10 protein-coding genes are annotated in these 12602 nt (G+C 51.2%); 2 read left to right on the top strand and 8 right to left on the bottom strand.

The genetic code is table 11. From position 1 onward, the window contains the following. Positions 1-36: 36 nt before the first annotated feature. From ACSBQS_RS03560 to galU, 4 genes are all read right to left on the bottom strand, one after another. A complete protein-coding gene (locus ACSBQS_RS03560; protein WP_434989671.1) occupies positions 37-1101 on the bottom strand; it encodes a glycosyltransferase in 1065 nt (354 codons plus the stop codon). Positions 1102-1145: 44 nt separating this feature from the next. After that, entirely contained in the window at positions 1146-2588 is a 1443-nt protein-coding gene (locus tag ACSBQS_RS03555) for a lipopolysaccharide biosynthesis protein (RefSeq protein WP_047024992.1), read from the bottom strand. Positions 2589-2643: 55 nt separating this feature from the next. After that, positions 2644-3756 (bottom strand): glycosyltransferase, encoded by a 1113-nt coding sequence (locus ACSBQS_RS03550; protein WP_047024993.1) that lies wholly within the window; start codon positions 3754-3756, stop codon positions 2644-2646. Positions 3757-3830: 74 nt separating this feature from the next. Then, the gene (gene galU, locus ACSBQS_RS03545) at positions 3831-4733 is read right to left on the bottom strand and encodes a UTP--glucose-1-phosphate uridylyltransferase GalU (RefSeq protein WP_047024994.1); all 903 of its coding nucleotides are present in this window, start codon (positions 4731-4733) and stop codon (positions 3831-3833) included. Positions 4734-5370: 637 nt separating this feature from the next. Between galU and ACSBQS_RS03540 the strand changes: the two genes are divergently transcribed. Continuing rightward, complete coding sequence (locus ACSBQS_RS03540; RefSeq protein WP_046686711.1) at positions 5371-6954, top strand: TerC family protein; 1584 nt, start codon at positions 5371-5373, stop codon at positions 6952-6954. A gap of 31 nt (positions 6955-6985) precedes the next feature. Here the strand turns inward: ACSBQS_RS03540 and dcuC are convergent, their stop codons facing one another. From dcuC to udk, 4 genes are all read right to left on the bottom strand, one after another. Next, on the bottom strand, positions 6986-8338 hold the full coding sequence (gene dcuC / locus ACSBQS_RS03535) for an anaerobic C4-dicarboxylate transporter DcuC (RefSeq protein ID WP_033642456.1): 1353 nt from the start codon (positions 8336-8338) through the stop codon (positions 6986-6988). A gap of 173 nt (positions 8339-8511) precedes the next feature. Beyond that, positions 8512-10344: an outer membrane assembly protein AsmA gene (asmA, locus tag ACSBQS_RS03530; RefSeq protein WP_046686709.1), complete on the bottom strand. Its 1833-nt coding sequence runs from the start codon at positions 10342-10344 to the stop codon at positions 8512-8514. Positions 10345-10388: 44 nt separating this feature from the next. Continuing rightward, positions 10389-10970, bottom strand: a complete 582-nt coding sequence (gene dcd / locus ACSBQS_RS03525; protein ID WP_019454407.1) for a dCTP deaminase — start codon at positions 10968-10970, stop codon at positions 10389-10391. A gap of 125 nt (positions 10971-11095) precedes the next feature. Next, a complete protein-coding gene (gene udk / locus ACSBQS_RS03520) occupies positions 11096-11737 on the bottom strand; it encodes a uridine kinase (RefSeq protein ID WP_033642454.1) in 642 nt (213 codons plus the stop codon). Between the two features lie 232 nt (positions 11738-11969). Between udk and ACSBQS_RS03515 the strand changes: the two genes are divergently transcribed. Further along, a complete protein-coding gene (locus ACSBQS_RS03515; protein ID WP_197666932.1) occupies positions 11970-12599 on the top strand; it encodes a phosphatase PAP2 family protein in 630 nt (209 codons plus the stop codon). Positions 12600-12602: the final 3 nt, after the last annotated feature.

The raw sequence follows: 12602 nt of genomic DNA, 5'->3' as shown, positions 1-12602 counted from the left end.
TTATCTACAGAACGCCTTAGAATACCAACGAAAGCTTCAACTCAGAATTTGATTGTATTTTTCAAAGATGCTGTCAATTTTTGCAGTATCGAAATCAACATTTCTTATCTCAACGACTTTCAGCAAAGACGATACAAATTCATTTTCTATATCACATATCATACCATTGTGATCGTTAATTATTTCAGCTATGCCGCCAGGATAGTTATTGGCTAACACCGGCGTACCACATAGCAAAGACTCAATAACAACATTGGGGTACCCTTCCCAACGAGAACTCGAAACGAATACATCGGCCTGTCTCATGTAGGGGTAAGGATTGTCGACACCGGAGACGAATGTCACTCTAGTCTCCAAATTCAGCTGTCGTCTTAAGGCAATCAGTTCGTCCTTGTCTTCACCGTCACCGATTATGGTTAGATGGAAACGATCATCGTCGAGCATAGACACCGCTTTTAGCAGAAGATCAAACCCTTTTTGATAAGTTAATCGACCAATACTAAGGAGATTCGTTTTACTTTTATCGTAAAGATTACTCAGGTTTTCATCTACAGAAAGTTTAACAATGGACCTGTAATCTAATGGATTATTTATTTTGACGATCTTTTGCTTATCGATACCTAAGTTATTGACCAAGTCGTTAAACATATCATCACTCTGCGCAATGATTGCATCGTAGTTATTGTATGTTGTCTTATAAAGAATGTTCGCAATTCGACTTTTCTCGAACAGACTGGGAAGGTTGGACTCTCTAGCAATTTTCTTAACCTTACGCCCAAACAGAAATAAAAACGGTGACAGTACTGCATTCGATGTGCCGGAACTGATTAGGATAGTGTCAATCGCATTAGATTTAGTAAAGCTACTAATTCCACTTATTATTTTTGGGAAAGAAGAGCGTGCCCGCCCTTGAATATTTAAATAGTGCACCGTAACGTCAGAGCAAAGGTCCTTCACCAACGTATTTATTTCCGGATCGTTTTTATAGAGTAGAAGGAATGGCTTGAATCTTGCTCTATCGATGTTATTCAACAACGTGAAAATGACGCGATCCGCGCCGGTTCGTCCCAACACAGGCATAACAAAAAGAATATTCTTCACTGAAAACCCCAAGTGATATAAAAACAAATAAATCTTAGCATTAGTCAACTTTTCAGTAACTTGCTTCTAAGTATCCTGATGATTTCCAAACATGAGTCAGATTTGGTTATTAGGCTCGCAAGGACATAAACCACAATGCCAACTACGATTTTGACCATGAGTTCATAGATACCACCGTCAATGTGTATAAAATACAACGCGGCAGACATTGCTGCCGTCGCGATGAATATCGGCGTCATATCTTTCAGCTGCTTCCAGGCCCCATAACCAAATAACTTCCCGGGATAATACGCATGGATGAAAAAAGATATAGCAGAAACCGCGAAATACCCGATGACAACAGCGCGTAACCCATAAGGAGCGGTAATGAACAGAACACCAAAAGTCAATGGCAGTTTCATGAGATCGACTTTAAGATAGATATCGGAACGCCCGGTAGCATTGAGTATGCTGCAGTTCAGTGCGCTGATTGGCGTAACCATTCGAGCCAAGCATAGCCACTGAATGACGACAACTGCCGGCAGCCATTTTTCAGTCAAGAAAACGCGAACAAATGGCTCAGCAATAAAGCTAAATCCAACCATCGTTGGGATAATTATAAATGCGGTCATGTTTAGACTTTTTTTATAGATTCTTACTAAACGCTCCCGATCATCTTGTGTCGATGTCATTACCGGGAACATGACCGCTTGTAACACACTGTACAGATTGGAGGAGAGAAGATCCGGTACTGTTCTCCCCTGAGTGTAATAACCAACATCACGACTATTAAAATACCGACCAATCAAAATTGAATAGGAGTTATCAACAATTGTGACGATGGAACTGGCCAGTAACAACTTAGAGCCAAATCCAAAAAGTTTTTTCAAGCTCTCCATGGAGAATTGAAGTGTTGGATACCATTTCACCGCAAAATACATCAAGAGCAGTGTTATTAACGAGTTAGATAGTGTTTGGTAGACTAACGCCATTACGCCATAACCGCTGTAGGCGAGATAAAGTGAAAGCGCACCACTCATTATAACAGAAATGATATTTATCTTTGTTCTTAATTTAAAGTTTAATTCTATTGATAACTTTGTTAAATGTATAAGATAAAAAGATTTTATGATAATATTTAAAGACAATATCCTTACGACATCAATCAGTTTATCATTATTAAAGAAATGAGCGATATTTGGTGAAGAGACATATAGCAAGGCATAAAGAAGTAAGCTAATGAATATATTAAAATAAAAAACCGTGGAAAAATCGATGTTTTTCCTGTCCTTTTTTTGTATTAGTGCCTGTGAAAACCCACCATCGGTGATAATATCCGATAACACAATGAAGATAAGAATCATACCGATGAGACCGAAGTCTTCTGGCGAAATGATTCGTGCCAATATTATCCCGATGATAAACTTAGCACCTTGGACAAGAAACTTCTCCGCGACGTTCCAGATAACACCCAGTATCGCTTTCTTTTTTAATGAGTCACTAGACATCACTTCTCGCATTTATATATTTTAAAAGTTTATGACCTTTGGAGAGATTTACCGTTCAAATTTGCCTTATATACTGTTCCGCTATCTTTCCAATTTCAAAATCCGCCGCCCTGGACTTTAGCGCTTGTTCTGAATACACATTCTCGCTCAGAACATAATCCAATTCTTTAGCCAGCATGGTGACATCACCCGGCGTTACCAGACGGCCAAATTTGCCATTTTCCAGGATCTCCTTTGGGCCACCAGGGCAATTAGTGCTGACGACCGGCGTACCACAGCTCAAGGCCTCAACCAGCACATTGCCGAATCCTTCCCACTCTGAACACAAGGCGAATACGCTGGCTTTCTGATAGAAAGGATAGGGATTTTTTTCAAACCCAAGAATTTGTACGAACGAAGATATTTGTAAAGAATCGGCCAATGTCATCAATTTCTCTTTAGCAGAGTCTTCACCCGCACCGAGTATCACCAAACGTGTATTGCTCTGCTCCTTTTGAAGGATAGAAAATGCCTTGATCAACATGGGAAAGTTTTTCAACTCATGCAGTCGCCCCACGCTCAATACGACTTTTAAATTCGCATCATTGAACCATTCGTGATCGATTGACTCACTCGCCAGTGCCGAAACATTATCCGGTAATACGGGATTACCTATGACAACACTTTTTTTGCTGTTCTTGCTGATGATCTTATTATTAACCAGATCGCTTTCCGTATCATACGAGTTGGAAATGACTTTATTCGCTCGCAGATAAGCGAGTCTCATTAACCATTTGAAAACGTTTCTTTTTAAGGTTGGCATTTTTTGGATGCCATGCATTGTGCTTGCCTCTAAAAATATTATCTTCTTCTTCCCTATCAGGAGATGAGCAAGCCCGGTCCAAATATTCGAGTCACGCATGACTGAAATAACAACATCGTAGTCTATTGATTTGAATGTTGTATATATTTTTTTTAATCCTTTACTGGCAACCTTCACACCAGCATCATAAACTTTAATATTGTCAGAGACCTGCGATCGATAAGGCCCTTCAGCATTAAAGGCCAGAATCTTAACCTGGTTGTTTTTTGAATAATACTCAGCCAAATTCAAAGCGATTCTTTCCGCCCCACCACCAAAGAAGGTCGGCACGACGATACAAATTTTCTTTCCTTGCAATGCTTGCATATTCGATGACTCTTTTGAAATATCTTCTGTTTTCAGGATATGCTTTTTACTTTATGCTTTATTACTGGTAGCTCTTACTCGCCTTGCTTGAGCATTTTATTCAATAATTCTTTAAATGCTTTCCCCTCAGATGGGTGGCGGACAGCATATTTAACGAAGGCTTTCATATAACCTAACTTATCACCGCAGTCATGCGACTTCCCGCTCATATGGAAAGCTTCAACATTTTCTTTTTCCATTAGCATTGCAATCGCATCTGTGAGCTGAATTTCACCGCCCGCACCTGCCGGCGTTTTTCGCAAAAGATCCCAAATGGAAGAGGAAAGCACGTAGCGTCCTACGACTGCTAAATTAGACGGTGCCTCTTCACGCGACGGTTTTTCTACTATCGCATTCATTCGCGCGCTTTCACCGGCCTCGATGATGACACCGCCACAATCAACGACGCCATACTTTGAAACATCTTGTTCTGGCACAGGTTCGACCATAATTTGGCTACATCCCGTTTCAGCAAACCGGCGTTGCATCGATGCCAAATTATCGGCGGTGAGATCCGCAGATTCTTCGTCGAGCAAAACGTCAGGCAAGATCACGACAAACGGTTCATCGCCCACCATCGGTTCTGCACAAAGGACAGCATGACCCAACCCTTTTGCCTGCCCCTGCCGCACTTGCATAATAGTGACATCTGGTGGGCAAATGCCCTTAACTTCAGCGAGTAGCTGACGCTTCACACGCGCTTCAAGCACGGCTTCCAGTTCAAATGAGGTATCGAAATGGTTCTCTATCGCATTCTTTGAAGAATGAGTGACCAAAATGATATCTTTGATGCCCGCCAGTACGCATTCATTAACAATGTATTGAATCAACGGTTTATCGACAACAGGCAACATTTCTTTTGGAATGGCCTTAGTCGCTGGAAGCATTCGAGTTCCCAAACCAGCTACCGGAATTACTGCTTTCATTCGTTTATACATTTGTCCTTCCATATAACTCTGTGCATGTCGATTCATACGTGGGTTATTATTCAGTCACCACACCGGGTTCACTGCGGCATATTCACCCCAAAAAAGCACGCTACCGCCCTTGGCTCTCAGTTACCAACCCACTGTCTCTACACCAATGCTTATAGTGATGAAGAAATCCCCTGGAGGAGATCATAATCACCTGTTTTTATTGAATATCAACCGTCATGAAGACACGCCTTATAATGAAAAACTTAATGCGTCTCACCACATATTATCTAAGATTCTTATACTATTGGTTTAGCGACACAAGCCAAAGATGGCGCTCACCGACCTTTTCAGAATAAGACTACTCATCACCGTGGCCTGCCTCTAGTGTAGCCGTATTGCCAATAGGCAATTAGCTGATTTTCAAAAAAAATTATTCCTCATTTTTCACCATCGTAACGCGCAAGCAGTGCCCACTGGAAAAATTTGCGTCCTTCACTGCCCGCTTTTGTGGTGTTTTTTGAGTCATGTTCAAGCTATCAGCGTTGGTAGTGAATTCGCGGTGAGATATTTATGGTCTTTTAAAGTTGAATTTTGCCGCCTCAGCGCCCATCATTCCCGTGCGGCATAAGCCGTAGAACTTACAGGTGAAATTGGGCGTATGGAATGGATCGCTGATCCAACAATTTGGGCCGGCTTGGCCACATTGGTCGTGCTGGAAATCGTTCTGGGTATAGACAACCTTGTCTTCATCGCCATTCTGGCGGATAAACTACCAAAACAACAAAGAGATAAGGCTCGTGTCGTCGGTCTGTTGCTGGCGCTGGTGATGCGTCTGGCGTTGCTCGCCTCCATCTCGTGGCTGGCGACGCTGACCAAACCGATGTTCATCGTCGCAGAACACCCCTTCAGCGGCCGCGATCTGATCATGCTGGTCGGCGGCATATTCCTGCTGTTCAAAGCCACCATGGAGCTGAACGAGCGGCTGGAGGGCAAGGATGAAGAGCAGCATGGCACACGCAAAGGCGCGCGCTTCTGGCCGGTGGTGGCGCAGATCGTGGTGCTGGATGCCGTCTTCTCGCTCGACTCGGTGATCACCGCGGTCGGCATGGTCGACCACCTGGCGGTGATGATGATCGCGGTCTGTATCGCCATCGGCCTGATGCTGCTAGCCAGCAAACCGCTGACGCGCTTCGTCAACGCTCACCCGACTATCGTCATTCTGTGCCTGAGCTTCCTGCTGATGATCGGTTTCAGCCTGGTGGCGGAGGGCTTCGGCTACCACATTCCGAAAGGCTATCTCTACGCGGCGATCGGCTTCTCGGTGATGATCGAAGCATTGAACCAACTGGCGCAGTTCAACCGCCGTCGTTTCCTGTCGAAGGTGCGGCCGCTGCGCGAGCGTACCGCCGAGGCGGTGCTGCGCATGCTGAGCGGCAAACATGAAGAAGCCGAGGTCGACAGTCATTCCGCCAATCTGCTGGCCGACAGCGACAGCGAAAACGGCGAGATCTTCAATCAGCAAGAGCGGCGCATGATCGAACGCGTGCTGGGCATGGCGCAGCGCACGGTCAGCAGTATCATGACCTCGCGTCACGACGTCGAATACCTTGAGCTGAACGATCCGCAGGAGAAGCTGACGCAATTGCTGGAGCGCAATCAACACACGCGCATCGTGGTGGTAGAAAGCAGCGCCAGCGATGAGCCGTTGGGCGTTATCCACACTATCGACGTCCTCAAACAGCAGCTGGCGCAGGCGCCGCTGGATCTGCGCGCGCTGATACGCCAACCGTTGATCTTCCCGGAACAGCTCACGCTGTTGAGCGCCCTTGAGCAATTCCGCCAGGCACAGACGCACTTTGCCTTTGTGGTCGATGAGTTCGGTTCCGTCGAAGGCATCGTCACCCTGACGGACGTGATGGAAACCATCGCCGGCAACTTGCCGGAGGCCGGCGAAGAGGTGGATGCACGCCACGACATTCAGCAAAACGAGGACGGCAGCTGGATCGCCAACGGCTATATGCCGCTGGAAGATCTGGTGTTGTACCTGCCGATGCCGCTGGAAGAAAAGCGCGAATACCACACGCTGGCGGGGCTGCTGATGGAACACAGCCAGCGCGTGCCGCAAGAAGGCGAACAAATCACGATCGGTGACTACCTGTTCGAGCCGTTGGAGGTCAACAGCCACCGTATCCTGAAAGTGAAAATCACCCCGCCTCCCCCACCGGAGGACTACGAGGTTTAACATTGAGGCCGGGTATTGCCCGGCCTTGGTTTTACTGGGGAACCAGCAACTCCGTCGCCACGATCACCACCACCAGCCCGACAATCACCGGCACCGAAGTGCGCTTCACCACGTCGAACGGTGAGATTTTCGCCATGCCGGAGACCGCCACCACCACGCCGGAGACCGGCGACAGCGTGCGGCCGAGGTTAGACGCCTGCAGCATCGGGATCACCAGATAAGCCGGGTTAACGCCCATTTGCGCCGCCAGTTTCGGGATCAGTTCGACAAACGCATAGAACGGCGCATTGCCGGAGCCGGTGGTCATGGCCGCCAGCATGGTGATCACCACCAGCACCAACATCATGATCAAACCGCCGGTGCCGAACGACTGCGCCAGCCCGATCAACCCGCTGATAAAGCCGACGGTGCTCAACCCTTGCGCGAAGACCCCGGCGGCCACCAACAGCATGACCACGCTGGCGAATGCGTCCGCCATGCCGCGATAAGCCACTTCCAGGCCGCTGAATACCTGTTTCGCGCTGAAACTGCGCACGAACTCAATCAATGCCGCCAACAGTATGCAACCCACCAACACGGTAATGATGTGCAGCTCCGGTCCCCATTTGCCGTCGAAAATCAGCACGCCGAGAATCGGTGTAAACGGCAATATCGCGTAAAATCCCGGCGCATGGGTTTTGATTTCGCTGACGTCCATGATGTGATGCTGTTCATTGCTCTTTCTGTCGAGATAACGCTGCCAGAAAAAATGCGCCACAGCCATGCAGACAATGGCGGCAATCGAGATAGGCAGCGTGGTTTTGAACGCGAAGTCCACCAGCGGCATCTCCGCCGCTTTGGCCGCCAGCACCACGTCGCCGGACGTCGGCGCCAGAATAATCGCCGCCGGCGAAGCGCAAATGGCAGCCGCCGCGCCGCGGCTGATGCCCACGTTCACCATCAACGGGAACAGCGTCGCCATCAGCAGCACGCCGAGGCCAGTGGCGGAAGAGACCGCCAGCGACATCAGGCAAGCGACAAAATACGCCGCCACCATCAGCAGATAAGGCGAATTGATCATCTGCAGCGGACGCGAAGCCAGCTTGACGACCACGTCGTTGGCGCCGATATGCGTCATGTAGGCGGCAAAGCCGCACAGCATCATGATCATCATGCCGAGATCGCCGCCGCGGCTCATCAGCAAAATCTTGACGTATTCGATCATGTCGGTCGCGCGCCAGCCGGTTGAGGCGGCGCCTGACGGCAACAGCGTTTTCCCCATCAGCGCGCTGATGCCGAGCAGCAGCAGCCCTCCCACCAACAAGACGCCGGTAGCGGAATATCCCTTGATAATATAACGGCCCACGCCCGCCGCGACTGCGGCGCCAATAAGGAGCTCTATCATGTTTCCTCAACTCGTCATTTTTTCGCGCTCAAGCGCACAGTAATAGCAAAACTGGCCCTTACTCTGCACAAACTGAGCAGAGGTCTTCATGACCTTCATCAAGGTAACGGAGAGAAATTATCGCGGGAACCTCGATATTGACGCGGGCCACACTGTGGCCCGCATCGGAGGGATTACAGCTTGTCGAGCAGCTTTTTCAGATCCTGACCTTCGCGCGAATCCTTGTTCTTTTCAGCCCATTTGTTCAGCGCATCCTTAGCCCGATCCTGCAGCGTTTTACGCAACACCTGATCGACCTGCAGTTGATAGTTGAGCTGTTGCCACGGCCCATAGACCCGCAGCGGGATCGGCGTTTTTTGCAGTTGCTCGATCAGCTCGCCGCGCCCTTGCCATCCGCCGGTGACGCGCACGTTAAGCGCCATATCGCACTGTTTGCCCGGCATATCGATGCTGCCGGCACCGGTCAGCGCCAGCAAAGGAGAATCCGCCGTCAGACCGCTGAGCTTGATCGTGCCCTGATTCAGACTGGCCTGCGCCGAGACGTTTTTGACCTCGGTATAACGCTGATAGCTGTCTTGCCCACGCACGCTGTTATCGTTGCGCGCCACAGCCTGCTGGATCAGCTGCTGAATGTTCAGGCCATGCAGCTGCGCATCCTGCATCGCCAGCTGCGCCGTACCGCGCCAGCGGCGCTCAAATGACTGTGAAGAGAGGCGATCGCCGGTCAAATCCCCTTTCATGCTGAATTTGCCGGTCAACATCTGCGGCATGTCGAAGGCTTTGAGCACCGTGCCCAGTTCAACCTGGTTCAGCGCCGGCTGCACGCTGATCACCGGTTTATTGCCGCGCGCGTCCAGCGAGCCCGGCAAGGAGAAATCACCGCCGGCCAATTGTCCGGCGAGTTTATGCAGCGTCAGCAGTCCGCGTTGGTTGTCCGCCACGACGGCCAACTGAGTGACGTTCATACCGCGATAGGTCAACTGCGCGGCCTGCAGATTCAACTGCGCATTGAAATCGCGCAGCGCCTCTAAATTCTGCTGCCGATCGTCCACCTGGCTGGCGATCACCGGCGCGGAAGTCACGGCGGGTTGTTCGGCGGTATTGGTGCTGGATTGCCAGCCGGAGAGCGCATCGAGATCGAGGTTAGCCGAATTGAGGTTCACCACATAGCCGGGCACCGCCCCCAGCGTGGCGCTGATATCGCCGGTCAATTGGCTGTTATTGGCACTGACGCTCAGCTGGCTGACGGCAATCTGCGCCGGCGTCTGCTGATAGACCACCTGCGCATTGCCCTCTCCCTGAATACCGCCGTTCGGAATATCCGCACCCGCCAGTTGATAATTGAACTGGGTGACTTTGGCGCCAATCTGGCGAGGGAACTGCTGCAAGTCGACATCGGCCGCCATGCTGAAGGTCAGGTCGCGCTGATCGCGATTGACCCGGCTGGAAAGTTCCAGCTGCGCCTGTCGCGTCTGCGTTTGTTGCAGGGTGAGATTGATATCCCGGACATTAATTTGCTCATTGTCGGCGCGCTGCCAAATCAGCAGACTGTCCACGACCCGCAGATTATCGATATCGAACTTCCAGGCCGCATCTGCCGCGTCTGTGCCAGTGCCGGCCGGCGCGATCGGGGCATCCATCTGCGAATGCTCTTCGCTATCGGGCGTGAGGAGAATGACGGCGTTTTTCAGCATCACCTGTTTCACAAACAGCTGATGCGACAGCAGAGGCAACAGTTTGACATCGAGGCGCATATTTTCCGCGCTCACTACCGGCGCTTTCGCGCCCGGCGCGGTCAGCGTCATGCGCCCGGCCAAAATGCTGAGCTGCGGCCAGATATGCCAGCGCAGGTCGCCTTCGAGCGTCAGCTGATAGCCGCTCTTCTGCTCGACCTTTTTGACCATGTAACCGCGAAAATCATTCGGATTGACCAGCAGTACCAGCGCGGACATCCCCGCCACCACAACCACCAGTAAAATCGCCAATGTCGTCAGTAATCTTCTCATGCCACCCTCTTGTCAGCGCCACACCGACGGTGCATCCCGCGCCGTTAGTCCTTGTCGATTCGACTGGCTACTGCGCCCTGCTGATCGCGATATTTTGCGTCCTGCCGGCTGTTGTATGGCCGGGCCGCCGGGCCGGACAACGGTTCAAAGCTCAAGGCCCCGATCAGCATGCCCGGCCGCAGCGCCAGCGGCAGCTTGCCGGAGTTGTAAAATTCCAGCACGATGCGTCCATGCCAGCCCGGATCGATACGGTGCGCAGTGACGTGCACCATCAACCCCAGGCGCGCCAGAGAAGAACGGCCGTCGAGCCAACCCACCAGATCGTCCGGCAGCGTCACGGATTCGAACGTCACCGCCAGGGCCAGCTCGCCGGGATGAAGGAAAAACGCCTCGCCTTCCGGCAGGACAATCTCGTCGCTCATCACGCGATCCAACGCGGCGCTGACTTCGTCTTTCGGCCCGCTGAGATCGATAAAAGGCGCGGTATGGCCGCTGAATACGCGGAACTGGTTGCCCAAACGGACATCTACTGTGGCCCCGTTGATGCGTTCGAGCGGCGGACGCGGGGAAATCACCAGTTTCTCGCTATCCAGCCAGGCTTCTATATCGCGGTCGCACAGTCTCATGTCTCTCTTCTCCATCAAAACGCGTAACTAAACAAAAATTGCCACACAACGGGCGAAAGGTCTACGCCGGGGTGCAAATAGTTGGCCACCGGCCGGAAATACACATTTCCGGCCATTAAGCGGCATTATTCAAAGAATTGGCTGATTTTGGCTTTCAGAATATCGATCGCGATGCGGTTTTTGCCGCCGCGCGGGACAATGATATCGGCGTATTGTTTGGAAGGTTCGATAAACTGCAGGAACATCGGGCGCACGGTCTTCTGGTATTGCGCCATCACCGAATCCATCGAGCGGCCGCGCTCGTTGACATCGCGCTTCATGCGGCGCATCAGGCAGATATCCAGCGGCGTGTCGACGAAGATCGAGAAATTCATCTCCTGGCGCAAGCGGATATCCGTCAGCAGCAAGATCCCTTCCAGAATAATGACTTTTTTAGGTTTCAGGTGGACGGTTTCTTTCTTGCGCGTGTGCTCGGTGTAGCTGTACAGCGGCAGTTCGATCGCTTTGCCCGCCTTCAGCATCTGCAAATGCTGGAACAGCAGGTTGTGATCCATGGCGCTCGGGTGGTCATAGTTGGTTTTGACCCGTTCTTCCATGGTCAGGTGACTCTGGTCTTTATAGTAACTGTCTTCTGGAATAACGCCGATGTGCTCATCGCCGACCTGCTCGCGGAGTTCGCGGTACAACGTGCTGGCAATAAGGCTTTTTCCGGAGGCAGATGCGCCAGCTATACCAATAATGACGCACTGATGCGGATTGTCAGTCATAAAATTAAAGACCTGATTTCGTAATGTGAAGGGAGGGAACTAAAACGCGACAATTATAGGGAGTCGTCGGGGTTTGCGCCACTGTATATTGCGCGACGGCGGGCGAATTCAGGCGATCGCGCCCTACCGGCGATATGACATTTTAAGAATCTCACGGCTAGGGCAATGCCCCGCAACAGGTTACACTCCTGCGCTGACTTAGGGACCCCGTAGTCTTTCATCGGAGAATGATGTGCTGGATTGGTATTTTTTGACTTTTTTCGGCGACAGCATGCTGCTGCTGCCCTGCGCGCTGATTCTTTTTTTATTGCTGCTCGCATCGCCCGCCACCCGCGTTGCAGGCTGGCAATGGGCGCTGATTTTCGGTTTCACCGGCGGGCTGGTCTGCCTGTCAAAGTTGGCCTTTATGGGCTGGGGCATTGGTAGCGCAAGTTATGACTTCACCGGATTCAGCGGCCATTCGGCCCTCGCCGCGAGCATCTGGCCGCCGCTGCTTTGGGCTTTAACCGGTCGATTTTCCCATCCGGTGCGCAGCATCGCGTTGTTGACCGGATGGATATTGCCTTTCACCATCGGCGTGTCGCGCCTGGAAATCCGCGTGCATTCGGTATCCGAGGTCATCAGCGGGCTGATTTTAGGCTACCTGGCCAGCGCGCTGTTTTTATGGCTGCAGCGAGGGAAAGCGCGACCACAGCTGGCCTGGCCGCATTTGGCCATCGCGCTGGCCTTGCCGTTGGCGCTGATGGGGCAGCGGCAGCCGGCCCCCACCCAGGGATTGCTGGAACATATCGCCAAAACGCTGGCGCAGATCGAACGCCCTTATACCCGTGCCGACCTGCACAAGCCTACCCCTACCCCATAAAAA

Source organism: Serratia sp. H402Y (genome assembly GCF_051172415.1).
Lineage (GTDB): Bacteria > Pseudomonadota > Gammaproteobacteria > Enterobacterales > Enterobacteriaceae > Serratia > Serratia ureilytica.
The sequence above is the reverse complement of the archived record's forward strand: the minus strand, read 5'-3'. Positions and strand labels throughout refer to the sequence as shown.

What these genes read in the sequence shown, in the direction of transcription:
- ACSBQS_RS03555 (WP_047024992.1), bottom strand. Translation starts at nt 2,588, where the DNA reads ATGTCTAGTGACTCATTAAAAAAGAAAGCGATACTGGGTGTTATCTGG.
- ACSBQS_RS03550 (WP_047024993.1), bottom strand. Translation starts at nt 3,756, where the DNA reads ATGCAAGCATTGCAAGGAAAGAAAATTTGTATCGTCGTGCCGACCTTC.
- galU (WP_047024994.1), bottom strand. Translation starts at nt 4,733, where the DNA reads ATGTATAAACGAATGAAAGCAGTAATTCCGGTAGCTGGTTTGGGAACT.
- ACSBQS_RS03540 (WP_046686711.1), top strand. Translation starts at nt 5,371, where the DNA reads ATGGAATGGATCGCTGATCCAACAATTTGGGCCGGCTTGGCCACATTG.
- dcuC (WP_033642456.1), bottom strand. Translation starts at nt 8,338, where the DNA reads ATGATAGAGCTCCTTATTGGCGCCGCAGTCGCGGCGGGCGTGGGCCGT.
- asmA (WP_046686709.1), bottom strand. Translation starts at nt 10,344, where the DNA reads ATGAGAAGATTACTGACGACATTGGCGATTTTACTGGTGGTTGTGGTG.
- dcd (WP_019454407.1), bottom strand. Translation starts at nt 10,970, where the DNA reads ATGAGACTGTGCGACCGCGATATAGAAGCCTGGCTGGATAGCGAGAAA.
- udk (WP_033642454.1), bottom strand. Translation starts at nt 11,737, where the DNA reads ATGACTGACAATCCGCATCAGTGCGTCATTATTGGTATAGCTGGCGCA.